Source organism: Streptomyces sp. PA03-5A, assembly GCF_033792725.1.
Classification (GTDB): Bacteria; Actinomycetota; Actinomycetes; order Streptomycetales; family Streptomycetaceae; genus Actinacidiphila.
Genome location: NZ_JARAVL010000011.1, coordinates 191,093 through 217,573, shown reverse-complemented (window position 1 = coordinate 217,573; position 26,481 = coordinate 191,093). Strand labels below are relative to the sequence as shown.

Genomic DNA, 26,481 nt, shown 5'->3' with positions numbered 1-26,481 from the left:
TCGGTGTTTTTCACGACACTGCCGCCGACGGCATGTGAATTCCGTCCATGCCCGCGGAATGTGCCGCGAGACGGTGCTCGTGGCCAGCTTAGCGGCTCAGCGCAGGCGCCGGGGGCCTTATCGATCTCAGGGCTGGGCATGATGTGATCACGGCCCACTCGAGGAAGGACCTCCGATGGGGGAAAAGGTCGCGGCCACGGGGTTCGACCTGGCCGACCGCCAGCGCTACCGCAGGAAGCTGAAGCAGTGCCTGCTGGGGTTGGAGCGACTGCTGGAGGAGAAGCGATTCGACCGCCCCCGCAATCTGATGGGGCTGGAGATCGAACTCAATCTCACCGACCGCGACGGGCTGCCGCGCATGATGAACGAGGAGGTCCTCGAGCGCATCGCGAGCCGTGATTTCCAGACCGAGCTCGCACAGTTCAACATTGAAGTGAACATCGCCCCGCACCGGCTTTCCGGCCGGGTCCTGGACCGGCTCGCAGAAGAGTTGCGCATGGGCCTGGGATATGCCGAGGGAAAGGCCCGCGAGGTCGGCGCCCGCATCGTGATGGTGGGAATCCTGCCCACCCTCGGCGCGCAGGACCTGGTCGGTGCCAACCTCTCCCGCGTCGACCGCTACATGCTGCTCAACGACCGCATCCTCGCCGCCCGCGGCGAGGACATCACCCTGGACATCTCGGGGGTGGAGCGGCTGACCTGCGTCTCCGGCTCGATCGCCCCGGAGGCCGCGTGCACCTCGATGCAGATGCACCTGCAGGTCACCCCCGCGCGGTTCGCCGCGGTGTGGAACGCAGCGCAGGTGGTGGCCGGCCCACAGGTCGCGCTCGGCGCCAACTCGCCTTTCTTGTTCGGCCGTGAGCTGTGGCGGGAGACCCGCCCCACGCTGTTCCAGCAGGCCACCGACACCCGCCCCGAGGAGCACCGGGCCCAGGGCGTGCGCCCGCTGACCTGGTTCGGCGAGCGCTGGATCGACTCCGCGTACGACCTCTTCGCCGAGAACGTGCGCTACTTCCCCTCCCTGCTGCCCATATGTGAGGACGAGGACCCGCTGCACGTGCTCGACGAGGGCGGGGTGCCGCAGCTGAAGGAACTCACCCTGCACAACGGCACGATCTACCGGTGGAACCGCCCGGTGTACGCGGTCGTCGACGGCGTGCCGCACCTGCGGGTGGAGAACCGCGTGATGCCCGCCGGGCCCACCGTCGCCGACGTGCTCGCCAACACCGCCTTCTACTACGGGCTCGTCCGCTCCCTCGCCGAGGCGTCGCGCCCGGTGTGGAGCAGGCTGCCGTTCGCCGCCGCCGCGGCGAACTTCGACGCCGCGTGCCGGTACGGCATCGACGCGGTGTTCACCTGGCCCCGGCCGGGACGCGGCAACGGCCTCGTGGAGATCGGGGCCGTCGAACTCGTCCTGGACGAACTGCTCCCGATGGCGGCCGCCGGACTGGACGCGTGGGGCATCGACCCGGTGGACCGGGACCACTACCTCGGCATCATCGAGGGCCGCTGCCGCAAGCGCACGAACGGCGCCGAGTGGCAGGCCGTCGCCTTCCACCAGGAGCTGGACCGCGGACTGGACCGGCAGCGGGCGCTGGCCGCGATGACCCTGCGCTACTGCGAGCTGATGCACACCGGCGCCCCCGTGCACGAGTGGCCCCTGGAACGCTGAGCCGCCGCCCGTGCCGCCCCGCCGATGAGGCAGGATGGCGCTGGTGGAGGCATCTGTGGACAGGAACGCGGCGGAGCCGGGCGGGTCCGGGGCCGGGTCGGTGGAGCGGCTCGGCCCGCGCGCGCTGCGCAGCGAGACCCTGCTGGTGCTCGCGCTGTCGCTCGGGGCGAGCGCGCTCGCGGCGCTGATCAGCTTCATCGGTTCGCTGACCAAGCCCGGCGGGCTCAAGGACCAGGCGGCCACCCTCGTCGGCTCGCAGGCGCCGGGCCGTCCGTGGCTGGACCTGGCCTGGCAGCTGTTCGGTGTCGCCACCGCGCTCGTCCCGGTCGCGCTCGTCGCCCACCTGCTGGCCCGCGAGGGCACGGGTATGCCGGCCATCGGCTTCGACCTGCGCCGCCCGCGGACCGACCTGCTGCGCGGCGCCGCGGTGGCCGCGGCCATCGGCGGCACCGGGCTGCTGTTCTACCTGGGCGCGCGCGCCTCCGGGTTCAACCTGACGGTCGTGCCGGAGTCGCTGCCCGACGTCTGGTGGAAGATCCCCGTGCTGATCGCCTCCGCGGTCCAGAACGCGGTGCTCGAGGAGGTCGTCGTCGTCGGCTACCTGCTGCGCAGACTGGGCCAGTTGGGCTGGACACCGGTCGGCGCGCTGGTGGCCAGCAGCGTGCTGCGCGGCTCCTACCACCTCTACCAGGGCATCGGCGGGCTCATCGGGAACATGGCGATGGGCGTCGTCTTCGTCCTGCTCTACCGGCGCTGGGGCCGGGTGGGGCCGCTGGTGGCGGCCCACGCGCTGATCGACATCGTGGCCTTCGTGGGCTACGCGCTGCTCGCCGGGAAGGTCGGCTGGCTGCCGACCGCGTGAGGCCCCTCTACGGGTGGGCGTGCAGCTCGCCGTCGATCACGGTGACGGCACGGCCGCTGAGCCGCACGCGGTCACCGCGCAGCACCGTCCGCACCAGGCCCGAACGCGCCGAGGCCTGCAACCCGGTGAGCTCGTCGCGGCCCAGACGCCGCGACCAGAACGGCGCCAGGGCGGTGTGGGCGCTGCCGGTCACCGGGTCCTCGTCGATGCCGACGGCGGGGAAGAAGCCGCGCGAGACGAAGTCGTAGCCGGTCGTCGCCGGGGACTCGGCGGCGGCCGTGACGATGAGCCCGCGCTTGGACGGCAGCGCGGCGACGGCGGCGACATCGGGGGTGAGCGCCCGCACGGTCTTCTCGTCGACGACCTCCACCAGCAGGTCGCCCACGTCGTCGCCGGTCTCGTGCACCGACAGCACGTCGGCGCCGATCGCGGCGCCGATGTCGTCGGTGACGACGACCGAGGTCAGCGGGGCTACGGGGAAGTCCATGGTGATGGTGCCGTCGTCGTCGGCCGTCGTCGTGAGGATGCCGCAGCGGGCGCCGAACCGCACCGGACCGCGGGCGGCGCCCGTGCTGTGGAGGATGTGCGCGGTGGCGAGGGTGGCGTGCCCGCACATGTTCACCTCGGCTTTGGGGGTGAACCAGCGCAGGGCCCAGTCCGCGTCCTGGGCGCCCGGCGTGGGGTGGGCGAAGGCGGTCTCGGAGAGGTTGACCTCGGCGGCCACCCGCTGGAGCCAGCCGTCGTCGGGGAAGGCGTCGGCGTCCAGCAGCAGGACGCCCGCGGGATTGCCGGCGAAGGGGCGGTCGGTGAAGGCGTCGACGATACGAATCCGCATGCCCGCGAGCGTACGGAGGCCCGGGCGCCACCGGCCAGGGCCAATCGAGGGGTTGTGGCCCGAGCCATGGGTGCCGCAGTCGCTCCCGCGCCCCAACCGGCACCGGACCCGGCCCACTTGAGGGGCGCCAAGCCCGTGCGGGCCGGGTTCGCCGTCAGGCGGGCGGAGCGTCGTCGCCGGGCAGCGTGCGGACCAGGGCGCCGTGCGCGTCGAGCACGGCCCGGCACTGCGCGCGTTCCGGGTGATCGCCGTCCGGCCCCCGGAGGAGCACCGCGCGCTCGTTCCCCGGGTCGACCGGCCGGGCGAGCCCGGCCGCGACGGCGACGAGGTCGACCAGCGCGGACCTCACCGGGACCTCCGGGTCCGCGGCAAGACGGATCACGAACGGCAGGGCGGCCGCCATCGCGGCGCCCATCCGCACGACACCGTCCATCAGGACGTTGGTGAGCACCCGCGCGGCCTCGGGGGCGGCACTTTCGTCGAGCAGCGCGTGGAGGACGGCCGGGAGTCCGCCGGGGCAGCCGGGGAAGCCGGCCCACGGCACTTCGGCGCAGCCGCGCAGCGCGGGATGCGCCGCACCGTCCCCGCCCGCGTCCGGATGGTCGCGGAGGAACCGGGCCACCATGGCCTCCTTGGCCGCGGTGTCGATCACGCCCATGGTCGTCCGCCCTCCGGCCACGTCGCGCGGGGTCACCATTGTGACCTGGCCGCACCGGGTGCAGGGCGACGGGCTGCGGGTGCGCGACCGTGCTCTCGAGGGGCTGGACGGCACATCGGTCGTCCGCGCGGTGCCCGGTCGCCGTGGGGCGTCCGGGCACCGGTCGGTCATGCCGCCGGGGGCGGCGGCGGTGCGAGCAGCGTTCCGAAGACCGTTTCGAAGAAGTCGTCGAAGGCCTCGCCCGAGCGGCCGGAACGCGCGGCGATCAGCGTGCCCTCCCAGGTGTTGAGGATGAACCGGGCCGTCCGCTCCGTGTCGAGGTCCGCCCGCAGCTCGCCGGCCTGCTGTGCCTCGGCGAGCGCGCCGGAGATCGACGAGGCCCACTGGCCGAGGGACGCACGGACCCCCGCGCGGATCGTCTCGCTGTGGTCGGCGATCTCGGCGCCGAAGTTGCCGATCATGCAGCCCCGGGTGAAGTCCGCGTCCACGGTCTCGTCGCGCAGGAACTCGAAGTGCGCGCGCAGCCGCGCCAGCGGCGCGGTGCCGGGTTCCGACAGTTCGTGCGTCCGCCGGCCCGCGCCGTAGCGGTCGAGCGCGACGAGGGCCAGCGACTCCTTGCTGTCGAAGTGGTTGTAGAACGACCCCTTCGGAACGCCGGCCGCGTCCGTGATGTCCTTCACCCCTGCGGCGTTGTACCCCTTCGCGTGGAACTGTGCGACCGCCGCGTCGACGATCGCCTCGCGCATGCTCTGCCGGGCCATGGTGCCACCTCCGCACCGCAATATGGCCAGTCGTCTCTGATCTGTCAAAAATACACCCGGCAGGGCACGGCCCGCCGGGTCAGGCCGCCGCGTCCAGGACCACCCGGAAGCGGGCCTTGCCGGACATCATGCGCTCGTAGGCCTCGGGCGCCCGCGACAGCGGCATCGTCTCGACCATCGGGCGGATGCCGGAGCGCGAGCTGAACTCGAGGTTGTCCTCGTTCTCGATCGCGGAGCCGGTCAGGCTCCCGCTGATGGTGCGCGAACCGAGGACGAGGTCGGTCGTGGCGACGGAGACCGGGTCCATGGAGACGCCGACCACGACCATGTGCCCGCGCGGGGCGAGTCCGGGAACCAGCGGCGTCATCGACGTGCCGTTCGCCGCGGTGGCGACGATGGCGTCCGCGCCGCCCAGCTTGCGCAGCTCGGCTCCGGGGTCCTGTGCCGCGCTGTCGATGTAGTGGCTCGCGCCGAGTTCGAGGGCGAGCTTCTCCTTCTCCTGGCCGCGGGCGATGGCCGCGACGCGGTAGCCGAGCCGGGCGGCGTACTGGAGGCCCAGGTGGCCGAGGCCGCCGATGCCCTGGACCGCGACGAGCGCGCCGGGGCGGGCGTCCAGCCGGCGCAGGGCGCTGAAGGTCGTGAGTCCGGCGCACAGCAGCGGGGCGGCGAGGGTGGGGGAGAGCTCGTCCGGCACCCGGACCAGGCCGCTGCTGCGGGTGACGAGGACCTCGGCGTAACCGCCGTCGGTGGTGGTGCCGGTCTGCGGCTGGTCGGTGCAGTTGACGAAGTCCCCGCGTCGGCAGGACGTGCACTCGCCGCAGTGACCGCCCAGGAAGCCGACGCCCACCCGGTCGCCGACGCGCCAGGCGCTCACGCCCTCGCCGACGGCGTCGATGACGCCGACGACCTCGTGGCCGGGGACGACCGGCTGCGACGGGTCGGCCCGCAGGCCCTCCACGGCGAGCGCGTCGGAGTGGCAGACGCCGCAGGTCTCCACCCTCAGCCGCACGTGCCCGGCGGGCGGGGCGACGACCTCGCGGGTGACGAGTTCGAAGTTGCGGGCGCCTGTGACCTCGAATGCGCGGTACGTGGACATGGTTCTCCTCGACGGGTCGACCGGTGGGGTGGGGGTGGCCGGGGGCGGGCGCCGCCGCGAGGGCGGCGCCGCCGGGCCGCGGCGCAGGCCGCGCCCGTCACGCCGGAGCGACGGGCGGGCCTGCACCGAAGAACCAATATGACCGGTCGTCTCACATGCGTCAAGCGTGGCCGGCTCCGGCCGCACCCCGGGTGCGACGGCGCCGGCCCGCTCCCGACGGTGGTCGGGGCGGGCCGGCGTGGTGGCGATGGGGGCGGGGCGGTCAGACGACCTGGGCGAAGCAGGCGACGCTCACGGCTGCCGCGAGCACCGTCAGGGATGCCGCCAGGAGCGGCTTGGGGATGCGCACGGGGGAGACCTCCGTTGCTCGGCCGGCGGAGCCGGTGGGGTTCACAGGCAGTAGCGGACGAGCCAGTCGTCGGCGGTGTACACGTCCCGGGCCGGGTCGGGTGCCGTGGCCGGGCTCTCCTGGACCATCTGTTCGGGCCGGACGCGCTCCGGCAGCTTGCCGAACCGGGCCCTGCGCGCCGCCGCGGCGGCATCGGGGGTCTTGTGTTGCGTGGGCGGCATCGCGTCGTCTCCTCCGCCGAAGGGTGTCGTTCCCGTTGACGATGTCCCCCATTTCGTCACCTGTCAAGGAAGTGATTCACCTCACGGGTCGCGGGGTGGGCGGCAAGGGGACGTAGTGCGTCACCTGTTTGACAGGTGATGAAAGGTTCTGCGACAGTCGCACCACCCGGACAGGTGATCCGCTGGGCCGACCGGCCCGGGACGCGCGAGAGAGGCATGATCGTGACCGAGACGCACTACACCGCCGTCGTCACCGCCACCGGCGAGGGCCGCAACGGAGGCCGGGCGGCGTCCAGCGACGGGCACCTGGACCTGACCCTCGCCGTCCCGGAGGAGTTCGGCGGCAACGGCGGGGCGACCAACCCCGAGCAGTTGCTCGCCGCGGGATGGGCCTCGTGCTTCCTGGGCGCGGTGAAGATCACCGCGGCGCAGCGCAAGGTGCGCGTGCCCGACGTGGCCGTCGTCGCCGAGGTCACCCTCCACCACCGGCACGAACAGGGCGACTACGGCCTGAGCGCCGTGCTGCACCTGGAGGTCGGCGGCGTGGACCAGAAGACCGCCGACGAACTCGGTGCGGGCGCCCACCAGATCTGCCCCTACTCCAAGGCGCTCGCCATCCCGGTGACCGTCGAGGCCACCGTCGTCTGACGCCGTACCCGCCGCCGCCCACCCGCGGCGGCACCGTCCGTCCGCGTCGTGCCGGGGCCACGGGCCCCGGCACGACGCCGTCCCCCCGGGGCCGTCCGTGAGGGCTCCGTCCGGAGGTCGTCTTGCTCACGCTGCTGCTCATCGGACTGGTCGGCGGATTCGTCACCGCCGTCTCCCCGTGCGTGCTCCCCGTCCTGCCCCTGGTCTTCCTCTCGGGAGGGGTCCCGGCGTCCGGGCAGGCGGCCGAACCGGCGCGCAGGAGCCGGCCGTACGCGGTGATGGCCGGGCTGGTCGTCAGCTTCAGCCTCATCACGCTGTTCGGCACCCTCGTGCTCGGTGCCCTGCCGGTGCCCCCGGACATCCTGCGGTGGGTGGGACTCGGGGTGCTTCTCCTGCTCGGCGTGGCCATGATGTTCCCCGCGGTGCAGGACCTGCTGGAGCGCCCGTTCGCACGTATCGGGCAGCGGCGGGTCGGTGGCGGACGCGGCGGCTTCCTCCTGGGACTCGTTCTCGGCACGGTCTACGTGCCCTGCGCCGGGCCCGTCCTGGCGGCGATCGCCGTCGCCGGCGCCACGCACCGGATCGGCGCGGGGACGGTCGTGCTCGCCGTCGCCTTCGCCGTCGGCACGGCGGTGCCGCTGCTCTTCTTCGCGCTCGCAGGCCGCAGGGTCGGCGAGCGGGTGCGCGCGTTCCGCGAACGGCAGCGGGGGGTGCGGTTCGCCGCCGGACTGACCTTCGTCGTCCTGGCCTTCGGCCTCACCTTCAACCTCACCGACGTCGTGCAGCGTGCCGTCCCCGACTACACCTCGCGCATCAACGACGCGATCGCCGGCCCCGGGCTCCCCGGTGGGCACGGCCCGTCCGGCTCACGGGAGCTGCGCTCCTGCGCGGAGGAACCGGCCTCCGTCCTCCTGGACTGCGGCGCGGCGCCGGAGATCTCGGGGATCCAGCAGTGGCTCAACACCCCGGGGAACGCACCGCTGACGAAGGAGTCACTGGCCGGCAAGGTCGTCCTCGTCGACTTCTGGGCCTACTCCTGCATCAACTGCCAGCGCGCCATCGAGCACGTCGACGCCTGGTACGGGAACTACCGGTCCGACGGCCTCGTGGTGATCGGCGTGCACACCCCCGAGTACGCCTTCGAGCGCGTCCCCGGCAACGTCGCGGCGGGCGCCCGGCGGCTCGGCGTCGACTACCCGGTGGCCCTGGACAACTCCTATGCGACCTGGGACAACTTCGGCAACCAGGCCTGGCCCACCCAGTACCTGATCGACGCCCGGGGCAGGGTCCGGCACGTCGCCGTGGGCGAGGGCGGTTACGGCGGCACCGAGTCGCTGATCCGGCGGCTGCTCACCGACGCGCGCCCCGGCACCGCGCTGCCGCCCCCCACCGACGTACCCGACGACACCCCGACCGACGGGAGGCAGACCCCGGAGATCCCGCTGGGGGCGGGCCGCAGCGCGGCGGTGGTGAACGGACCCGTGGCCACGGGGACCGGTGAGTTCCGCCGCCCGGAGACGCTCCTGCCGGGACAGGCCGCCCTGACCGGGGCCTGGGACGCCGGCGAGGAGGCGATCACCAGCGGGCGGAACGCCGGGATCACCCTGGACTTCTTCGCCCGCGACGTCTACCTCGACGTCGGCGGCACGGGAACCGTCACCGCGACCCTGGACGGGAGGACCAGCACCTTCACCGTCTCCGGCGCCCCCGGCATCCACCGTGTGGTGACCGGGAGTTCGTCCCGGCAGGGCGTCCTGACGCTGAAGCTCTCGCCCGGACTCAGCGCCTACTCCTTCACCTTCGGCTGATCGCACGGCTGCCGGCCGGCCCTACCGCCCTCGTCCGCCCCGCGGCCGGGGGCGGTGGCCTGCTTCCCGGGGGTTCCTGCCAGGCCACCGCGAACGCCGTGCCTGCGCACCGCGCCACCGCGACGGGTGGGCGCCGATGACAGCGGACCCTGGCGGGGGACGGCGAGGTGCGGGCGGTGGGTGCCGACGACGGCCGTGTCCGTGCCGCTGTCGGGACCCGAGGGGGACTCGCCAACGGCCGCGCGGAGGAGGGTTACGCCGGGTACGGCCTCGCCCGCGAGCCGGATGCAGCCGGCGGTGTCCTGGCCGATGAGGGAGCGGAAAGGGGCGGACCGGGTCGCCCGGCTCCGAGGGTGCCGTGCTCCCGATCCGCCCCGAACCGATCTCCGTGACGGGCGGTCACGCCGCCGCCCGCCCCCTGCCGGTGGGCGCGGCTCTTCAGAAGGCGTCGACGTCGACGACGGCCGCGGCGAAGGCCTCCGGTGCTTCCTGGGGGACGTTGTGCCCGATGCCCTTCAGCGTGCGGTGGGCGTACTTCCCCGAGAACTTGGCGCGGTAGGCGGCCCCCTCCCCGGCCGGGGTGAACGGGTCGGCCTCGCCGTCGAGGGTGATGGTGGGCACCCCGATCATCGGGCCTGCGGCGAGGCGCCGCTCCAGGCGGTCGTAGCGCGGATCGCCCTTCTCGAGGCCCAGCCGCCAGCGGTAGTTGTGGAGCACGATGGCCACGTAATCCGGGTTCTCGAAGGACGCCGCGGTGCGGCGGAACGTGGCGTCGTCGAACTCCCACGTGGGGGAGTTGAACTGCCAGACCAGCCGGGCGAGGTCGTGCCGGTTCTCCTCCAGGCCGAGCCGTCCGCGCTCGGTCGAGAAGTAGTACTGGTACCACCACGCCCACTCCGCCTTGGGCGGCAGCGGCTGCTTGTTCGCCTCGCGGTTGGTGATCAGGTAACCGGTGACGGAGACCAGGGCCTTGCAGCGCTCCGGCCAGACCGCGGCGATGATGTCGGCGGTCCGCGAGCCCCAGTCGTAGCCGGCGAGGACCGCCTTCTCGATCCGCAGGGCGTTCATCAGGGCGATGACGTCGAGCGCGACCACCGACTGCTGGGCGTTGCGGAAGGCCCTGGGGGAGCGGAAGCGCGTCGTGCCGTGGCCGCGCAGGTGCGGGACGATGACGCGGTAGCCCTCCGCCGCCAGCAGGGGTGCGACGTCGACGTAGCTGTGGATGTCGTACGGCCAGCCGTGCAGGAGTATCACCACGGGGCCCTCGGCGGGGCCGGACTCGGCGTAACCGATGTTCAGGACGCCGGCGTCGACCTGCTTGAGGGCGCCGAGGGAGGTGTACGTCCCCCGGACGGATGCGGGTCCCCCGGTGCCCGGCCGCGGCCCGTGCGGTGTCGCCGCCGAGGCGGGCTGCGACGTGAGGCCCGACAGCCCCGCGAGTGACGCCGCGGCCGCGCCCGCACCGAAAACCTTGCCGAAGCTCCGCCTGTCGATCATTCCCAACCTTCTTTCCTGTTCCCGGGGTTCTCCCGGCGGCAACCCTCGCACGCGCATGCGTCACCGGTCAAGGTGGTGACGCAGGTGGCGCACTGCCGACGTCGTCCGGGGGCCCACTGAGGTCCGGGGGAGGGGTGGCCGGGCGGGCCGCGGAAGGGGATGGCAGGATGACGTCCGGTCGTCGCCCCGCGCGTGCCGCCCGTGTGGCCGCCGCTGCCGGCCGGCCCCCTCGGGCACCGTGCGGCAGCGTCGCCGGCGGACGGCCCATCGCGCGGCTGCCGCGTCCGCATCGCGGCGGCAGGCGTCCTCGTCGCTACCGCAGGAGTTCCGTCATGTCCCACCGCACCGGCCTGATCCTCGACTTCGGCGGTGTCCTCACCACGCCTTTGCTGCCCGCCGTGCTCGCCTTCGAACGGCGCGAGGGACTGGCCGAGGGGGCGTGCATCACCGCGCTCTACCTCGACGAGGAGGGGACCCGGCGCACCCACGACCTCGAACGCGGCGCGATCACCCAGGTGGAATGGAACATCGCGGCGGCCCGCAGCCTCGGCGTGGCGCCCGACAACCTCATGGGCCGGATCTTCGCCGACCTCCGCCCCGAGACGGCCCTGATCGACGCCGCGGCCGCCGCCCGGCGCGCCGGGGTGCGCGTGGGGATCCTGTCCAACTCCGTGGGCTCCGCGCCGTGGGACCTCTACGACGGCCACGACCTGGAGGGTTCGTACGACGCGGTGGTCATCTCCGAGCACCACGGGATGCGCAAGCCCGAGCCCGCCATCTTCGAACTGGCGCTGGAGAAGCTCGGTCTGCCCGCCGAGGCCTGCGTGTTCGTCGACGACACCGAGCAGTACCTGGCGCCCGCGGCGCAGCTGGGGCTCGCGGGCGTCCACGCCAAGGACCCCAAGGAGACGATCGCGCAGCTGGAGGTCCTGCTCGGCGTCGCACTGACCTGAGCGGCGGGACCGGGACCGGGCCCGGGGCCGGGTGGGCCGCCGTGTGCGGCCCGCCCGTGTGCCCCGGGATCAGATTGCGGACGCCAGCCGCCGCAGGATCCGCTCCGCGGGCTCCTCGGTGGCGTGGCGGTAGCCCGTGCCCGCCCACAGGTTGATCCGCTCGGGGTCGCCCGCGGCGGCGGCCGCCTTGCGCATCGGGCTGGTCAGATGGTGCAGGGCCGGGTAGCCGGCCGGAGCGTGCCCGGTGTGGCGGTCGGTGAAGCCGTTGCGCAGTGCCCTCGCCGGACGACCCGTGAACGCCCGGGTCACCACCGTCCCGGTGCGTGCCGGGTCGGCCAGCGCCGCCCGGTGCGGCGCGGAGGTGCCGGCCTCCTCGGCGCGCAGCAGGACGGTGCCGACCATGACCGCGTCGGCTCCGGCCCGCAGCGCACCGGCCACGGCGGCCGGGGTCGCCAGGCCTCCGGCGGCGACGAGCGGCAGGGGCACCGCCGCGCGCACCTCGCCGAGCAGGTCCTCGAGGGGGACGGCCGCCGGTACGTGCTGCGGGGTGAGCGTGCCGGAGTGCCCGCCCGCGGCGGACGCCTGCACGGCCAGTGCGTCCGCGCCCGCCTCCGCGGCGGCCCGGGCCTCCGCGGCCGAGGTGACGGTCAGGACGACCAGGCTTCCGGCGGCGCGCAGCGCGGAGACGACCGAGGCGTGCGGGACGCCGAAGGTGAAGCTGACCACCGGCACCGGGTCGGAGAGCAGCAGGTCGACCTTGTCCGCCCAGTGGTCGTCGTCCTCGACGATCTCCGCCGCCTGCGCGTCGATGCCGTGCGTCCCGGCGTCGGGCGCGATGGCGCGTGCGTAGCGCCGGAAGGCGTCGGGGTCCACCGGGACGGGATTGGGTGCGAAGAGGTTGACGCCGAAGGGCACCTGTCCGGGCCGGACCGCGGCGATCTGCTCGGCGAGCGCCGCCGCGGTGCGGTATCCGCCGGGCAGGAAGCCCAGGCCGCCGGCTCGGGCGGCCGCGGTGACCAGCGCGGGGGTGGTGGGACCGCCGGCCATCGGCGCGGCGAGGACCGGGGCGTCGACCCCGAGTGCGGCCAGTGGCGAGACCATGATGTGAGTGTTCCTCCTGCGGGGCGGCGACGGTCGTTCGCGCGGTGGGCGCGGGGCGGGCGGTGCCGGCGGCGGGCTTCTCGCCGGCGTCACGGTGCGGCCCGTGTTTGCCAGTATACGACCGCCCAACTATTTTTATTAGACTGGTCGACTATCATCGGCCATCCACTGATCCGGCCGCCCTCCGCACGCGGACGGGTGCCGTTCTTCCTACCGTTGAGCACAGAGGAGAACCGACATGAGCGCTGACCCGAAGGACGCCGCGAACGACCCGATGCGCGAGACGCTGTCCCGCTGGAAGGCCGCCTTCGACGGCCACCGGCCGGACGAGATGGCCGAGTTGTTCACCGTGGACGCCCTGTTCCAGGGGTTCGGGCCCGAAACCACGGCCGGCCGTGACGCGGTGCGCGCCTACTACGAGGCCGTGACGGAGGACCGCTGGGCGGACGTGGGGAAGGTGCAGGGCTACCGCATCGGCGACCGGGTGGCCGGCGGCTTCGCCGACGTCGTCTTCCGGGGCGCGGAGGGTTGGGAGGCCGCCGTGCACCTCTCGCTGGTCCTGCAGCGCGAGGGTGACGACTGGCTGATCCGCGCCTACCACGTCTCGCGGATCGTCACCGACCACTGAGGCCGAAGGCCCCCCGTCCGCCGGGTGGAGCGCGTTGCGAGGTTCCGCCTCCCAGCAGGGAGGGCGGCGGTCGTGGCGCCGCCCCCGCCCGTGGGCGCAGGGTGGAAGGGCGCAGGACCGGCGGTTCGTACACCGGTCCGGCCGCGTGCCCGCCCGTCGAAGGTTCCGGCAGTTTCGAAGAGAGGCAACACCGTGAAGGAGTTCCTGGTCGAACTCACCACCACCGTCCCCGAGGGCACCGACCCCGCCGAGGTGGACCGGCGTCGCGCGGCCGAGGCCGTCCGCGCCGGGGAACTGGCCGCCGCCGGCCACCTCGTCAGGCTGTGGCGCCCCGTGGGCGAACTGCGCAGCATCGGCCTCTGGCGCGCCGCCGACGAGGCCGAGCTGTACGAGAAGGTCCTCGGCACGCTGCCGCTGTGGCCGTGGATGGCCGCGGCCGTCACCGCCGTGCAGTCCCACCCCAATGACCCGGGGAAGGCGAACGGCGACGCCTGACGGCGCACGCCCGCCGCACACGCGGCACCACACACGGCTCCCCGCCGCCCGGACACGGTCGCGACGGGGAGCCGTGGTCCGTCCGGTCCCGTCCCGGAACCCACCCGTCGAGGAATGTGTCATGATCCAATCAACCCGGCGCCCGGCCGCCGCACGCGGCGGCGCCCCCGGGTCGCCCTGGGCCCATGTGGCCCGGGCCGGGGCGGCGCTGGCGGCGGCCATGGGGGTCGGCCGTTTCGTCTACACCCCGATCCTCCCCCTGATGCACGCTCAAGCGGGCCTGACGGCCGGGGCCGGTGCGCACCTGGCGACGGCCAACTACGTCGGCTACCTCGCCGGAGCGCTCGCCGGGACCGTCCTCCCCCGGCTGACGCGCTCCGCCGCCGTCCTGCGCGGTTCGCTGGTGCTGCTCGTCGTGAGCCTCGCCGCCATGCCGCTCACGCACGCGACCGCCGTATGGCTGGTGCTCCGGCTGGTCGCGGGCACGGTGAGCGCGACGGTCTTCGTCATCGCCGTCAGCGCGCTCCTCGGGCGGCTGCGCGCGCACCCCGCACACCTGCCGGGCTGGGGCTTCGGCGGGGTCGGCGCAGGGATCGCGCTGTCCGGCCTGCTCGTCCTCGTCCTGCGCGGCTTCGCCGACTGGCGGGCCGCGTGGTGGGCGTCCGCCGCACTCGCCGCGCTGCTCGCCGTGCCGGCGTGGACCATGCGGACGGAACCCGCGCCGGACGCGCCGGACGCGCCGGACGCGGCGGACGCGGCGGCCGCGTCGGTCGATGCGGCCCCCGGAGCGCCGGGGCGGACGGCGGCGCCGCGCACGCACCGCTGGTTCGGTGCCCTGTTCGCGTCGTACACGCTGGAAGGCGTCGGCTACATCATCGCCGGCACCTTCCTGGTCGCCGCGATCGACCAGGGCTCACCCGGACCGCTCGGCACCGCCGCGTGGGTGCTGGCAGGGGTGGCGGCCGTCCCCTCCGCCGCGCTGTGGGCGTGGCTGGGACGGCGCTGGTCCCGCCCGGACGTGCTGCTCGCCGCGCTGGTCGTGCAGGCCGCCGGCATCGCCCTGCCGGCCCTGGTCGGGGGGTCCGCCGCCGCGCTCGTCTCGGCGTTCCTCTTCGGCGCCACCTTCATCGGCGTGAGCACGGTCGCCCTCGCGGCCGGGACGCATCTGCGGTTCCCACGTGCGGTCGCCCTGCTGACCGCCGGCTACTCGGTGGGTCAGATCCTCGGCCCTGTGGCCGTCGCGCCGCTGCTGCGCCACGGCTACCAGCAGGCACTGGTCCTGGCGGCACTGGTCGTCCTGGCCGCCGCCGCGGCGGCGTTCGTGCTGCGCATCGGGTTCCCGCACCGCTTGGACCTGCCCGCCCCTCGGGAAGCCGCCTCCGGCGGCGCCGCCCCCGTCCGGGTTCCGGGTCTTTGACAGTTCTCGACCGGTCGTCTACGTTATATGTGACCGGTCGTCTAGTACCGGATTCCCCATGACACCCCCCTGGAAGAAGTAACACCATGAGCATTGAGGGTCAGAAGGTCGCGGTCATCACCGGTGCGTCGCAGGGCATCGGTGCCGGTCTGGTCGAGGCGTACCGGAAGCTGGGGTACGCGGTGGTGGCCACGTCGCGGAACATCGGCGACTCGGCGGACCCGGGCGTCGTGACGGTCCGCGGCGACATCGCCGAGTGGGCGACCGCGGAGCGGGTGATCGCGACGGCGGTGGAGCGCTTCGGCCGGGTGGACACGCTGGTCAACAATGCGGGGATCTTCGTGGCGAAGCCGTTCACGGAGTACACCGAGGCGGAGTACCGCGCCGTGCTCGGCATCAACGTGGACGGCTTCTTCCGCATCACGCAGCTGGCGGTGGAGCGGATGCTGCAGCAGGGCGGCGGGCACGTGGTCCAGATCTCCAGCAGCCTCGGGGACCAGGCGGACGCGAAGATCACGTCGGTGCTGGCCTCGCTCACGAAGGGCGGCCTGCAGTCGGCGACCCGGGCGCTGGCGACCGAGTACGCGAAGCAGGGGATCCGGGCGAACGCGGTGGCGCTCGGCACGATCAAGACCCCGATGCACCCGGTGGAGACCCACGAGTGGCTGGCCGAGCTGCACCCGGTCGGGCGCATGGGCGAGATCGCCGACATCGTCGAGGCGGTGCTCTACCTGGAGAACGCGCCGTTCGTGACGGGCGTGACCCTGCCCGTCGACGGCGGCCAGACCGCCGGCCGCTGACCGGCTGGCTGCACAGGCCGTGAGTTCACGGCGGCGGCCCCGGACGGAGACGTCCGGGGCCGCCGCCGCGTCATGCGCCCGGGGTGGGGCTCGGGGGCCCGGAGAGCGCGGACTTGGCGCGCCGGGTCTCCTCGTCGGCGAGGACTTCCGGCCGGTCGTGGAGCAGCGCGTCCATGGTCAGTTCGGCCACCGTCCCGGCGCTGATCTTCGGGGCGTCGGTCCACGCGCTGAGTTCGGTGTCCACGAAGCTCGCGTGGACGCCCACCACCAGCGTGCCCTGGGGGTGCAGGGCCTGCCGGAGGGTGTCGGTCAGCGACCATGCGGCCGCCTTGGAGGCCGCGTACCCGGGGATCAGCGGCTGGCCGACCCAGGACGCCAGCGAGAGCATGTTGACCAGCGCCCCGCCCCCGTTCGCGGCCAGGATCGGGGCGAAGGCCCGGGAAACGGCCCAGGTGCCGAAGTAGTTGACCTCCATCGCCTGGCGCGCGCCGTCGAAGGAACCCTCCAGCAGACGGGTGCCGGCGCCGCCCGTGCCCGCGTTGTTGACGACGATGCTGACGTCGCCGGCCGCGGCGGCCGCCGCGGCGACCTCGTCGGGCTTGGTGACGTCCAGGCGCAGGGGTACGAGGGTGTCGTCCACCAGGCTCTGGTCGACGAGGCTCTCCGGATCGCGGACGCCCGCGTAGACCTTGGACGCGCCGTGCGTGATGAGCGCGCGGGCGAAGGCGCGGCCGATGCCGCGGCTCGCGCCCGTCACCAGGGCGACCGACCCCTTGATGTGCATCGTGCCTCCTTCCTGCGGGCGCGCCCTGCCCGGACGGCCGCGCGGTCGTCGGCGGCCCCGGGCGGTGTGCGGCAGCCCTCGGCGCAGGCGTGGATCGGCCTGCGGGGCCAGGCTAACAGCTGACTTTAAGTGTGAAAGTCAGATGACTGGGCCGGTCGGGCCGCTGGCCGCCCTGTTCGGCCCACTGGGCGAGCCGGCGCAGGGCCCGGTCGGAGGCGGTCGCGGGCTCCGCGGTGCGGACGCCGAGGATCTGGTCCGGATCGCCGGTGGCGCTTGATGCCGTGGCCGTCCCACCACGTCGGGAGGTCCTCGTCGCGCCCGGACAGTTCGCCGACCAGCTCGGCGAGCCGGGGGTCGTGGGGGTGCTTGCCGGAGTAGAGGCGGGCGTCGAGGAAGATGAAGCGGGCCATGCTCCGCTGCCGCTGGGGGAGCGCGTCGAAGCCGGTGTGGAGCGCATGGGCGAGCCGGTCGGCGGCCGGGACGCAGGTGCGGCGCCCCACCACCAGCGCGGGGCCCTCGGTCATCGGCTCCAGGAGGCGGTGCAGGGCCGGACGGACCTGTTGCGGCGGCAGCGGACGGGGCGCCGGGGCGGTGGGGCGGAGGACCTGGCCACGGTGAACAGATGGACCCGTTCGTCGTCGGTCAGGCGCAGGGCGCGGGCGGTTCGGGGACCGGGCCGGCCTGCGCGGGGGAGATCTTCGCGCGGCGTGAGCGGAGGAACTCCCCGAGCGCGGCGTTCCGGGCGTTGTCCCTGGTCATGTGCGCGTATGTCTCCCTCACGCCACGGCGCCCGCCACGGGGGAACGCGCCGCGCAGGGGTACTGCGGGAGCCCCCCGGGGCCGGGCGTCAGGCCCGGGCCCCCGCGTGGTCCTCCCACGCCTGCTCCAGGGCACGGGTGAACAGCTCGACGGGCTGCAGTCCGCTCACGCCGTACTTCCGGTTCAGCACGAAGAACGGCACGCCGCCGGCGCCGAGTTCAGCGGCCAGCCGCTCGTCGGCCCGTACCTGCTGGGCGTAGGCGTCGGGGTCGGCCAGGACGGCGCCTGCCTGCGCCCGGTCCAGTCCCGCCTCGGCCGCCAGGTCCAGCAGGGTCTCCGTGTCGTAGACGGAACGCTCGTCCGCGAAGTTCACCCGGAAGGCGAGGTCCAGGAGCTCCTGCTGGACGCCGTGCTCCTTGGCGAAGTGCAGGAGGCGGTGGACGTCGAAGGTGTTGCCGTGGACGCGGCCGCCGATCCGGAAGTCCAGTCCTTCGGTGCGCGCCTCGGACGCGGCGTGCTCCTCCCGTGCGACCTGCTGCTCGCGGGTGCGCCCGTACTGCGCGGCCACGGCGTCGATGATCGGTGTCGTGCCGTTCTTGGCGTCCGGGTTGAGCTCGAACGACCGGTGTACCACCTCGACGCCGTCACGGTGCTCGAAGCCGGCGAGGGCCCGCTCGAAACGGGCCTTGCCGGCGTAGCACCAAGGGCAGGCGATGTCGGTCCAGATCTCGACGCGCATGTTTCCGCATCTCCCTGTTCGTGGGTTCGGTGAGGATGTGGGGAGCGGCGCCGCGCGGTTCCCCCGGTGAGGGGGCCTGCCGCGCGGCGCCGCTGCCGGCGGGGTGCCGGGAGGGGTCAGGCCGCCTTGAGCTGCGCGGCGACGCGCACGACGCGCTCGGCCTGGACCCGGGCGGCGGTGCGGGTGACCTCGTCCACGGGGTTGTTGCCCTGGCCGTCCACGTGGGAGGTGCCGTAGGGGTTGCCGTCGACGAACTTGGAGGGCTGGGTGAAGCCCGGGGTGACGGTGATGCCGCCGAAGTGGTGGATCGAGGTGTAGAGGGCCAGCAGCGTGGCCTCCTGGCCCGCGTGCGCGGTGGCGCTGGAGACGAAGGCGCTGTAGACCTTGTCGATCAGCTTGCCCTCGGCCCACAGCCCGCCGAGCGTGTCGATGAACTGCTTGAGCTGCGCCGAGACGTTGCCGAAGCGGGTGGGGGTGCCGAAGATCACGGCGTCGGCCCACTCGACGTCCTCGGGCGTGGCGTGCGGGACGTGCGTGTTCGCCGCGTGGTGGGCGGCCCAGGCCGGGTTGCTCTCGATGGCGGCCTGGGGGGCGAGTTCGGCCGTCTTCACCAGGCGCACCTCGGCGCCGGCCTTGACGGCGGCGTCGTGCAGTTCCCTGGCGATCTCGGTGATGGTGCCGGTCGACGAGTAGTAGACGATGGCGAGCTTGACGGGGGTGGCCACAGGAGGCTCTCCGCTTCTCTTCGTTGCTGTGCGATGGGGGGATGGGCGGACCGGAGGAACTAACTGACCGGTCGCCTATTTGAAGCTAGACGACCGGTCGACAACTGTCAAAGGCATGTGCTCGCACCGGTTCTCGCCGGAGTGCCGATCATTGAGGCCTCATTGACCCGTCAAGAAGCTAAAGTGGGGGGATGGCGTCCACGAAGCAGCAGTTGCAGCCCCTCAGCGCGAGGGAGGAGGCTTTCGTGCGCGCGCTGGGCCGGGTGCTCCTGGAGCTCCCGCGTGCCGTCGACGCCGACATGGTCGAGGGGGCGGGGCTGCCGCTCTCCGAGTACACGCCGCTGAGGCACCTGTCCGAGACCCCGGGGCGCGCGATGCGGATGAGCGAACTCGCCGCCGCCTGCAGCCTCTCCCTGAGCGGGATGACCCGCGTCGTCATCCGGCTCGAGAAGCACGGCTGGGTGGAACGCGTCAAGTGCGCCGAGGACGGCCGTGGTTGGAACGCCGTGCTGACGGACGCCGGGCTCGAGCGCCTGGAGCAGGCCTGGCCGACGCACCTCGCCAGCGTGCGACGCCACCTCGTCGAACCCTTCGCCGACCAGGACCTCGCCGCGCTGACCATCGCGCTGGGCCGGGTGGCGACCGACCAGGGCGCCTCCGCCTGACCCCGGCCTGAGACCTCCGCCTGTTCGCCGTCGAGGCCGGCACGCCGGCACGCCGGCGGGCTGCAGTGGGCAGAATGGGTGTGCCGCCGTCGGGCCGGTGCCTTGCCCTCTTGTTCGTCACCTGTCAAAATGGTGACATGATGCATGTGTTCAAGTGCGGCATGCCCGTGCTGGACTTCGTGGGAACCCTGAGGCGCCGTCGCAACCCGGAGCCCCAGGAGATGCTCACCACGCCCGAGAGCCTCGACGCCTGGTTCCGCGAGTCGGGGCTCGTCGACGGGGACGTCCTCTCGCAGCCGTCCGACGTGGCGGAGGCGGTCTCCCTGCGGGAGGCGGTCTTCTCGCTCGTCAGGTCCGCGCTGAACAAGGAGGACTACGACACCGACGCGCTCGCGCTCCTCAACGCGGCGGCACGCAGGCCGTCCGCCGTCCCGCAGCTCACCAGGGACGGGCGCAGGGTCGAGGCGACGCCGCAGCAGGCCCTGTCGTCGCTGGCCCGGGAGGCCGTGCGGCTCCTCAGCGGCCCGGACGCGGAGCTGGTCAAGGAGTGCAGCAGGCCGGAGTGCACGCAGATCTACCTCGACCGCTCGCACGGCAGCCGTCGCGAGTGGTGCGCCATGGACCCCTGTGGCAACCGTGTGAAGGCGGCGGCGTACCGCGCGCGAAAGAAGGCGGCCACGCCGCGGACGGCCGTGTCCGCGTAGCACACCGCCGCGCGGGGGAGCGAGTGCCCGTCGATACGCCCGGGTGGCCGGGCCCCGCAGAACGGGGCCCGGCCACCCGGGCGTTGCGTGGGTGCGGCGCGGCGACGTTCAGCGCTCCGGCGTGTCCTCGGCCGCCGGGCGGTCCTCGTCCAGCCAGTGGGCGTGCCATCGCCGCGCCCAGCCCAGGGAGACGTACCCGGTGCGCATCCCGAGCCGCGCCTCGGGGTCCTGGAACGCCTTGCGGATGTGCCCGATCAGCACCAGGGCGATGGCCCAGGCCAGGAGGTCGTGCACGAAGATCGCGCTGGTGCGGGAGACCGCCGGCAGCAGGCCCGTGAACCACATCAGCAGCCCCGTGGCCGTCATGACCAGCACGACCCCGGCGAGCCAGCCAGCGTAGAGCTTCTGACCGGCGTTGAACTTGCCGGCGGGACGCATGTCCGGCGAGGTCAGCCGCCGGCGCGCGGCCCGCAGCCAGCGCTTGTCGTACGGGGCGAAGCGGTTCAGCCTGCGCAGGTCCGCGCGGAAGGCGGGGGAGGCGAGTCCGAGCAGGAAGGGCAGCGGCAGCAGGATCCCCGACCATTCGTGGACCGTCGCGAGCAGGTGGCGGCGGCCGACGAGCTGGGCCAGCGGCCCCAGGTAGAGGCAGGCCGCGGTCACCAGGCACACCAGCATCAGCAGACCGGTGCCGCGATGCACCCAGCGCTCGGCCCTGGTGAACCGCAGTACGCGCCCGGAGCGTTCAGGCGGCCTGCGCGTCGCCGCGCTGGTCGGCGCCGTCGAGCCAGCCGTCGACGTCATAGCCGTACTCCTCCCAGTAGCCGGGGATGACCTCGTCGGTCACGGTGATTCCGGACAGCCACTTGGCCGACTTGTAGAAGTACATCGGCGCGGCGTAGAGCCGGACGGGGCCGCCGTGCTCGTGGCTGACGGGCTTGTCCTGCATCTTCAGGGCGACCAGCATGTCGGGGCGGCGCGCCTGGGTGAGGGTCAGGCTCTCGGTGTAGACGCCGTCGAAGCACGTGAAGTGGATCGCCTTGCCCTCCGGGCGCACCCCTGCCGCGTCCAGGAGGTCCGACAGCGGCACGCCCTCGAAGGGGGTGTCCGCCACCCGCCAGCCGTCGGTGCACTGCACGTCGCGCACGATCCGCTGCTGCGGGAGCGCGCGGAGGTCGTCGAGGGTGTACGTCCGCGGACGGTCGACGAGACCGTTGACCTTCAGCCGGTAGGTCCGCTCGTCCTTGCGGGGCACCGAGCCGACGACGCTGTAGTAGCGGAAGCCGCCCGGGTTGGGGAGCACCCCGGTGAGCCCGGTGGGGTCGGCCTGGGAGGCCGCGCCGAGGAAGTTCTCCCAGCCGCGCTGCAGCCAGGGTGCGGCGGCGACGCCGGCCACGCCGGCGCCGAGCATGCCGAGCATGGTGCGGCGCGCCACGGGGGCCCCGCGCTCCGGCTGCTTCTCGTGGTCGGCCGCGGTCATCACGCCCCCTTCCGGGAGACGAACTCGGCGGCCCGCTCGGCGATGGCGTAGACCGTCGCGTTGGTGTTCCCCGAGACGATCGACGGCATCACCGAGGCGTCGGCGACGCGCAGCCCGTCGATGCCGCGGACCCTGAGCTCCTCGTCCACCACGGCGCCCTCGTCGGTGCCGAGCCTGCACGTGCCGACCGGGTGGAAGTAGGACGCCAGGCCCCTGCGGAGGTAGGCGGCGACCGCCGCGTCGTCGTCGACGTCCACGCCGGGCAGCACCTCCTCGCCGCGCCAGCCGTCGAGCGCCCTGGCCCGGCCGATCTCACGGGCCGCGCGGATGCCGGCGACCATGGTCCGCAGGTCACGGGGGTCGGCGTAGTAGTCCGGGTCGATCAGGGGGGCGGTCCCGGGCGCGGATGAGGCGAGCCGCACCGTGCCGCGGCTGTGCGGGCGCATCAGCGAGACGCGGATCGTGTAGCCCTCGCGCGGCCCCGCGAGGGCGGGCGCATGGCTCGGGACGTCGACGAAGATGATCTGCAGGTCGGGGGCGTCGGCGGAGGGCGTGCTGCGCAGCAGGCCCAGTGCCTCCCCGTGGTTGTTCCGCGCGGCGGGGACCGGGCGGGCGGCGGAGTAGACCAGACCGGCCATCACATGGTCCTGCAGGCCGCTCCCGACGCCGGGCAGGTCGTGGACGACCTCGACGCCGGTCTCCCGCAGGTGCCGGCCGGGGCCGATGCCCGAGAGCATGAGCAGGTGCGGGGTGCCGATGGCGCCGGCCGTGAGGATCACCTCACGGGTGGCGCGGGCGGTGACCTCTTCTCCTCCGGCGGTGTACGCCACCCCGGTGCAGCGGTCGCCGTCCAGCAGGACGCGGTGGACGAGCGCACCGGTCACCACGCGCAGGCCGGCCCGTCCCGACGCGGGGGTGAGGTAGGCGTCGGCGGCGCTCTGACGCCGGCCGTCGACGATGTTCAGGTCAGGCCAGCCGAATCCCTCCTCCAGCCCGGAGCTGATGTCGGCCGCCCTGCGGTGGCCCGCTTCCGCGGCCGCTTCCAGACAGGCCTCCAGCACCGGGTTCGGCTCGCGGGCGGGGGCCACGGCCAGCGGTCCGTGCTGCCCGCGCGTGCGGGGGTCGCGGCCCTCCGCGCGCTCGCTGCGCATGAGGTACGGCAGGAGGGCGTCGAAGCCCCAGCCCTTCGCGCCGCCGGCGGCCCACGCGTCATAGGCGCTGCGGTGCCCGCGGGTGAAGACCATGGCGTTGATCGCCGACGACCCGCCGAGGCCCCTGCCCCGGGCGAGCGCCACGGACGTGCCGGTGGCGGCCTGCTCGGTCGTGCGGTCGCCCCAGTCGGACGACGTGCCCAGCAACCGCGGCCACGCGGGGGGAACCGGCATCGCCTCCGGCACGTCGGGGCCGCCCGCCTCCAGCAGGAGGACGCGGGCGCCGCCGTCCTCGGACAGGCGCGAAGCCAGCACACTGCCGGCCGTTCCCGCGCCCACCACGACGTAGTCGTAATCCACAGCCTGGCTCACGCGGCCTCTCCTCGGTTCCGGGGACGCGATGACCGATCTGATCACCTATTGAAGTGGTGATGACTTTCGCACAGAAAAAAGTCACCTGTCAAGGCGGTGACGAGTGAGGGCGTCCAGGGTCGCATGGTGAGACGCGGCGTCGTGAATGAACCGATTGACGCCATTATGCGTCGCAGTTACTTGCATGGTGCAGCACTTTCCTGATCTACTCCTTGACGCAGCAAGCTATTGGCCCGGGGTCTGCGGCTCTCGCGTGCACGCCCGTCCGGACAAGAAGAGGGATCTTCGTGAGCTTCCACCGTCGGGGCGGTGACGCACCGGGAGGTCGTGCGACTGCGATGCACCGGCCGAGTTCGGCCGCCGATGCGGTCCCCGCCCCTCACGCCTCCCGGTTCCCCCTCGCGGGTGCGGGAGTTGCGGCGGATGCCGGGAATTCGGCTGATGGACCCCCGCGCTCTTCCCGCTCGCCGTCCGGAGGATCCGGCCCGCCGCCGGCGAACCGCGCGACGGTGGCTCGATAGTGACGGTGCCTCAATTCCGGGGATTCGGCGTGGGTAGAATCCGCGAGCCTTCCACGGGCCGATGGAGCGTCACATCGACGTCCGGCCAGGGGAATTGGCCTCACACGTTCAAGATTTGGGATCGTTCATGACATCAGAAACATCCATACGCCGGCACGCCAGGCGGCGCAGGCCCGGTCTGCTGGCCGCGGTCGGCGCGCTGGTGATCGCGGGTTCGGTGGCCGTGCCGTTGACGGCGCAGGCCACCGGTGCGGCGCCGGCGGAGACCGCCCGGCAGCGCGACTTCGCCGCGGCGGCCGAGGAGTACCACGTGCCGGAGCAGGTGCTGCTGGCCGTGGCGTACCAGGAGTCGGCGTGGGACGGGCACGCGGGCGCGCACAGCGCGAGCGGCGGCTACGGTCCGATGCACCTCACCGACGTGACGGCGGAGATGGTGGCCGGTGGTGACGCCGGAGCGGCCGGCCGCAGCGACCTCGCGTCCTTCGTCGCCGACCCGGCCCTGCACACCCTCCAGGCCGCGGCGAAGCTCACCGGCCTGTCGGCGCGGGAGCTGAGGAACGATCCGGCGGCCAACATCCGCGGCGGCGCGGCGCTCCTCGCGTCGTACCAGCAGGCCACGGCCGGAACCGCCTCCGCCGAACCCGGCGACTGGTACGGAGCCGTGGCCCGTTACAGCCAGGCCTCGCAAGCGCAGGGTGCCAAGGCGTTCGCGAACCGTGTCTTCGCCACCCTGGCCAAGGGCGCCGGCCGTACCACGACGGACGGGCAGCGGGTCAGCCTCGCCGCCGCGCCGCAGGTCAAGCCCGCCACGAGCCAGTTGGCGAAGCTGCACCTGAAGGCCGCGGCGACCGCCGACGTCGAGTGTCCCACCACAGTGGACTGCACCTTCGTGCCGGCGGCGTCGAGCAACGGCCAGGTCTCCAACCGGCCCGCCAACGGGATCCGGATCGACACCATCGTCATCCACGACATCGAGGGCTCGTACGAGTCGGCCATCGCGGCCTTCCAGGCCCCGGGCAGTTCGGCCGCCTCGCATTACGTGATGCGGTCCTCGGACGGTGCGGTGACGCAGATGATGCCCACGAAGGACATCGCCTTCCACGCGGGCAACTACTCGTCCAACATGCACTCCATCGGCATCGAGCACGAGGGCTACGCGGCGCACGGGGCCGACTGGTACACCGAGGCGCAGTACGAGGCCACGGCGGAGCTGGTGAAGTACCTGGCCGAGCGCTTCGACATCCCGCTCGACCGGCAGCACATCCTGGGCCACGACAACGTTGTCGGCCCTGCGTCGTCCTACGTCGCGGGCATGCACTGGGACCCGGGCACCGCCTGGGACTGGGAGCACTTCATGGCCCTGCTCGGCGCGCCCGTCACGGGCAGGCACGGGGTCGGTGACATCGGCTCGGTGGTGACCATCGCGCCCGGCTTCGAGCGGAACCAGCAGACCGCCCAGATCTGCCCGTCCGAGGACCCGACCGGTGCCACCCCGGAGTGCACCGAGGTGACGCAGGCGTCGAACACGCTGTTCGTGCGCACCGCCCCCGACAGCACCGCGCCTCTGTTCGGGGACCCGGCGATCCACTCCGGTGCCGCCGGCACCGACCGGATCAACGACTGGGGCAACACCGTGCAAGCCGGCCAGCAGTTCGTCGTCGCCGGCAAGGACGGTGCCTGGACCGCGATCTGGTTCAGCGGCGCGAAGGTGTGGTTCTACAACCCGTACGGCGCCAACACCGTCCCGGCGCACGGCGGTTACACCATCGTCAAGGCCGGTGTGACGCCCGCCACGCCGCCCGGCAAGGTGTACGGGACCAGCTACCCGGACGCCTCGGAGTACCCGGCCGGGTACGGCGCCTCCACCCAGGTCCCGCTGAGCATGTACAGCATCCCGTCCGGCCAGGCGTACGTCGCCACCACGCCGCCCGCCCTGACCGACGACTACTTCAAGGCCGACGGCAAGGTCGTCTTCGGCGCCAAGAAGATGTACACGATCCAGTACAACCACCGGGTCGCCCTCGTGTACGCGAACGACGTCATCGCCACGGAACGTCCCGCGCACAACGACCGCTGAACCGGTCGCCGGCGCCCGTGCCGGCGCGCTGAAGGTGGGGCCCGCGAGCCACGGCTTCCGGGCCCCACCCGCGTCCGGGCCCCCTGTTCGGGGCCCCCTGTCCTGCCCTTTCCCGTCCTTCGCCCGCGCCGGTCCGGCGCGGACCGGCACCCCGGTGAGCGGGACTCACCGACTGCACCACTTCTGGAGCCACAGGTGCGCACAGCACTCCTGCCCGCGGCACTCGTCACGGCCGCACTCGGTCTGTCCGCCGTCTCCTGCGCGGATGCGCCCCGCCCCGGCCACACGGCCGCCGCGCAGGCCCCCGCGGAGGACCTGCGGGTGGGGGCCGTCTGCTCCTCGCACTTCGCCTTCGCCACCGACGTCTCGTGCGGGCTGGTGAACCTCGGCGACGTCCGCTTCCACTGCACCGGTGAGCACGACGGCCCCTGTCCCCGGACCCGTTCCGTGACGTTCGAGAACATCGGCAGCACCCCGGTGCGGCTCGTGGCGGTCAGCGGGTCGGCGCCAGGGGAGCGGCACGAGGCCGTGTCCCGGGCGCTGCCGACCGGAGGGCGGGCGGTCGTGGCGCCGCGCGACGGCGACCGGTACCTCTACGACGTCCTCCTGCGCGCGAAGACCGGCTCGGCGGCGGTGGGGGTCATCGCCGTCTCCTGACGTCACCCGGTGGGACCCGCGGCAAGAGCGAGATGGCGGTGTGGTTAAC

At 73.2% G+C, this 26,481-nt stretch carries 28 protein-coding genes; 13 read left to right on the top strand and 15 right to left on the bottom strand.

Going from position 1 to position 26,481, the window contains the following annotated elements:
• Window positions 1-175 precede the first annotated feature (175 nt).
• Entirely contained in the window at window positions 176-1,672 is a 1,497-nt protein-coding gene (locus tag PV410_RS16515; RefSeq protein ID WP_500325234.1) for a glutamate-cysteine ligase family protein, read from the top strand.
• 34 nt (window positions 1,673-1,706) lie between these two features.
• On the top strand, window positions 1,707-2,534 hold the full coding sequence (locus PV410_RS16510) for a CPBP family intramembrane glutamic endopeptidase (RefSeq protein WP_500325232.1): 828 nt from the start codon (window positions 1,707-1,709) through the stop codon (window positions 2,532-2,534).
• 7 nt (window positions 2,535-2,541) lie between these two features.
• Here the strand turns inward: PV410_RS16510 and PV410_RS16505 are convergent, their stop codons facing one another.
• The 6 genes from PV410_RS16505 to PV410_RS16480 form a co-directional block, all read right to left on the bottom strand.
• Complete coding sequence (locus PV410_RS16505; RefSeq protein WP_500325230.1) at window positions 2,542-3,369, bottom strand: PhzF family phenazine biosynthesis protein; 828 nt, start codon at window positions 3,367-3,369, stop codon at window positions 2,542-2,544.
• Between the two features lie 154 nt (window positions 3,370-3,523).
• Window positions 3,524-4,027, bottom strand: a complete 504-nt coding sequence (locus PV410_RS16500; RefSeq protein ID WP_500325228.1) for a hypothetical protein — start codon at window positions 4,025-4,027, stop codon at window positions 3,524-3,526.
• Between the two features lie 167 nt (window positions 4,028-4,194).
• Window positions 4,195-4,788, bottom strand: coding sequence for a TetR/AcrR family transcriptional regulator (locus PV410_RS16495; protein WP_500325226.1), 594 nt, complete (start codon window positions 4,786-4,788; stop codon window positions 4,195-4,197).
• 79 nt (window positions 4,789-4,867) lie between these two features.
• Window positions 4,868-5,884: an alcohol dehydrogenase catalytic domain-containing protein gene (locus tag PV410_RS16490; protein WP_500325225.1), complete on the bottom strand. Its 1,017-nt coding sequence runs from the start codon at window positions 5,882-5,884 to the stop codon at window positions 4,868-4,870.
• 262 nt (window positions 5,885-6,146) lie between these two features.
• A complete protein-coding gene (locus tag PV410_RS16485; protein ID WP_500325223.1) occupies window positions 6,147-6,278 on the bottom strand; it encodes a hypothetical protein in 132 nt (43 codons plus the stop codon).
• Window positions 6,275-6,454 (bottom strand): hypothetical protein, encoded by a 180-nt coding sequence (locus PV410_RS16480; protein WP_500325221.1) that lies wholly within the window; start codon window positions 6,452-6,454, stop codon window positions 6,275-6,277. Before PV410_RS16480 ends, PV410_RS16485 begins: the two co-directional genes overlap by 4 nt.
• 216 nt (window positions 6,455-6,670) lie before the next feature.
• Here PV410_RS16480 and PV410_RS16475 point away from each other — a divergent pair, with 216 nt between their 5' ends.
• Together PV410_RS16475 and PV410_RS16470 are read left to right on the top strand one after the other, a co-directional pair.
• Window positions 6,671-7,102: an Ohr family peroxiredoxin gene (locus PV410_RS16475; RefSeq protein ID WP_500325219.1), complete on the top strand. Its 432-nt coding sequence runs from the start codon at window positions 6,671-6,673 to the stop codon at window positions 7,100-7,102.
• A 122-nt stretch (window positions 7,103-7,224) separates the two neighbouring features.
• The gene (locus PV410_RS16470) at window positions 7,225-8,910 is read left to right on the top strand and encodes a cytochrome c biogenesis protein DipZ (protein WP_500325217.1); all 1,686 of its coding nucleotides are present in this window, start codon (window positions 7,225-7,227) and stop codon (window positions 8,908-8,910) included.
• A gap of 438 nt (window positions 8,911-9,348) precedes the next feature.
• Here the strand turns inward: PV410_RS16470 and PV410_RS16465 are convergent, their stop codons facing one another.
• Window positions 9,349-10,407: an alpha/beta fold hydrolase gene (locus PV410_RS16465; RefSeq protein ID WP_500325215.1), complete on the bottom strand. Its 1,059-nt coding sequence runs from the start codon at window positions 10,405-10,407 to the stop codon at window positions 9,349-9,351.
• A gap of 332 nt (window positions 10,408-10,739) precedes the next feature.
• On the opposite strand from PV410_RS16465, the gene PV410_RS16460 reads away from it, so the two are divergent.
• Complete coding sequence (locus PV410_RS16460; RefSeq protein WP_500325213.1) at window positions 10,740-11,360, top strand: HAD-IA family hydrolase; 621 nt, start codon at window positions 10,740-10,742, stop codon at window positions 11,358-11,360.
• Between the two features lie 69 nt (window positions 11,361-11,429).
• Here PV410_RS16460 and PV410_RS16455 read toward each other — a convergent pair whose 3' ends face one another.
• Window positions 11,430-12,461, bottom strand: coding sequence for a nitronate monooxygenase (locus PV410_RS16455; protein WP_500325211.1), 1,032 nt, complete (start codon window positions 12,459-12,461; stop codon window positions 11,430-11,432).
• 238 nt (window positions 12,462-12,699) lie between these two features.
• Here PV410_RS16455 and PV410_RS16450 point away from each other — a divergent pair, with 238 nt between their 5' ends.
• The 4 genes from PV410_RS16450 to PV410_RS16435 all read left to right on the top strand — a co-directional run bounded on the left by PV410_RS16450 (window position 12,700) and on the right by PV410_RS16435 (window position 15,801).
• Window positions 12,700-13,089, top strand: a complete 390-nt coding sequence (locus tag PV410_RS16450; protein WP_500325209.1) for a YybH family protein — start codon at window positions 12,700-12,702, stop codon at window positions 13,087-13,089.
• A gap of 192 nt (window positions 13,090-13,281) precedes the next feature.
• Window positions 13,282-13,584: a muconolactone Delta-isomerase family protein gene (locus PV410_RS16445; protein WP_500325207.1), complete on the top strand. Its 303-nt coding sequence runs from the start codon at window positions 13,282-13,284 to the stop codon at window positions 13,582-13,584.
• A gap of 121 nt (window positions 13,585-13,705) precedes the next feature.
• Window positions 13,706-15,001 carry a YbfB/YjiJ family MFS transporter gene (locus tag PV410_RS16440; protein ID WP_500325205.1) on the top strand — a complete coding sequence of 432 codons (1,296 nt, stop codon included), beginning with the start codon at window positions 13,706-13,708 and terminating at the stop codon, window positions 14,999-15,001.
• Window positions 15,002-15,087: 86 nt separating this feature from the next.
• The gene (locus PV410_RS16435) at window positions 15,088-15,801 is read left to right on the top strand and encodes an SDR family NAD(P)-dependent oxidoreductase (RefSeq protein ID WP_500325203.1); all 714 of its coding nucleotides are present in this window, start codon (window positions 15,088-15,090) and stop codon (window positions 15,799-15,801) included.
• Window positions 15,802-15,871: 70 nt separating this feature from the next.
• On the opposite strand, the gene PV410_RS16430 is transcribed toward PV410_RS16435, so the two are convergent.
• The 4 genes from PV410_RS16430 to wrbA form a co-directional block, all read right to left on the bottom strand.
• A complete protein-coding gene (locus PV410_RS16430; RefSeq protein ID WP_500325201.1) occupies window positions 15,872-16,585 on the bottom strand; it encodes an SDR family oxidoreductase in 714 nt (237 codons plus the stop codon).
• 125 nt (window positions 16,586-16,710) lie between these two features.
• Window positions 16,711-17,109 carry an MmyB family transcriptional regulator gene (locus PV410_RS16425; RefSeq protein ID WP_500325199.1) on the bottom strand — a complete coding sequence of 133 codons (399 nt, stop codon included), beginning with the start codon at window positions 17,107-17,109 and terminating at the stop codon, window positions 16,711-16,713.
• A 323-nt stretch (window positions 17,110-17,432) separates the two neighbouring features.
• On the bottom strand, window positions 17,433-18,083 hold the full coding sequence (locus PV410_RS16420; RefSeq protein ID WP_500325198.1) for a DsbA family oxidoreductase: 651 nt from the start codon (window positions 18,081-18,083) through the stop codon (window positions 17,433-17,435).
• Window positions 18,084-18,199: 116 nt separating this feature from the next.
• Window positions 18,200-18,808 (bottom strand): NAD(P)H:quinone oxidoreductase, encoded by a 609-nt coding sequence (wrbA, locus tag PV410_RS16415; protein ID WP_500325197.1) that lies wholly within the window; start codon window positions 18,806-18,808, stop codon window positions 18,200-18,202.
• A gap of 191 nt (window positions 18,809-18,999) precedes the next feature.
• On the opposite strand from wrbA, the gene PV410_RS16410 reads away from it, so the two are divergent.
• Window positions 19,000-19,473 carry a MarR family winged helix-turn-helix transcriptional regulator gene (locus PV410_RS16410; RefSeq protein ID WP_500325196.1) on the top strand — a complete coding sequence of 158 codons (474 nt, stop codon included), beginning with the start codon at window positions 19,000-19,002 and terminating at the stop codon, window positions 19,471-19,473.
• Window positions 19,474-19,613: 140 nt separating this feature from the next.
• The gene (locus tag PV410_RS16405) at window positions 19,614-20,177 is read left to right on the top strand and encodes a CGNR zinc finger domain-containing protein (RefSeq protein ID WP_500325259.1); all 564 of its coding nucleotides are present in this window, start codon (window positions 19,614-19,616) and stop codon (window positions 20,175-20,177) included.
• Window positions 20,178-20,285: 108 nt separating this feature from the next.
• Here the strand turns inward: PV410_RS16405 and PV410_RS16400 are convergent, their stop codons facing one another.
• The 3 genes from PV410_RS16400 to PV410_RS16390 are packed head-to-tail and all read right to left on the bottom strand — an operon-like array spanning window position 20,286 to window position 23,165.
• Window positions 20,286-20,978 (bottom strand): cytochrome b/b6 domain-containing protein, encoded by a 693-nt coding sequence (locus PV410_RS16400; RefSeq protein ID WP_500325194.1) that lies wholly within the window; start codon window positions 20,976-20,978, stop codon window positions 20,286-20,288.
• The gene (locus PV410_RS16395) at window positions 20,920-21,594 is read right to left on the bottom strand and encodes a molybdopterin-dependent oxidoreductase (protein WP_500325257.1); all 675 of its coding nucleotides are present in this window, start codon (window positions 21,592-21,594) and stop codon (window positions 20,920-20,922) included. Before PV410_RS16395 ends, PV410_RS16400 begins: the two co-directional genes overlap by 59 nt.
• Window positions 21,595-21,653: 59 nt before the next feature.
• Window positions 21,654-23,165 carry a GMC family oxidoreductase gene (locus tag PV410_RS16390; protein ID WP_500325256.1) on the bottom strand — a complete coding sequence of 504 codons (1,512 nt, stop codon included), beginning with the start codon at window positions 23,163-23,165 and terminating at the stop codon, window positions 21,654-21,656.
• 660 nt (window positions 23,166-23,825) lie between these two features.
• On the opposite strand from PV410_RS16390, the gene PV410_RS16385 reads away from it, so the two are divergent.
• Together PV410_RS16385 and PV410_RS16380 are read left to right on the top strand one after the other, a co-directional pair.
• The gene (locus PV410_RS16385; RefSeq protein ID WP_500325192.1) at window positions 23,826-25,775 is read left to right on the top strand and encodes an N-acetylmuramoyl-L-alanine amidase; all 1,950 of its coding nucleotides are present in this window, start codon (window positions 23,826-23,828) and stop codon (window positions 25,773-25,775) included.
• Window positions 25,776-25,970: 195 nt separating this feature from the next.
• On the top strand, window positions 25,971-26,432 hold the full coding sequence (locus PV410_RS16380) for a hypothetical protein (RefSeq protein WP_500325190.1): 462 nt from the start codon (window positions 25,971-25,973) through the stop codon (window positions 26,430-26,432).
• Window positions 26,433-26,481 lie beyond the last annotated feature (49 nt).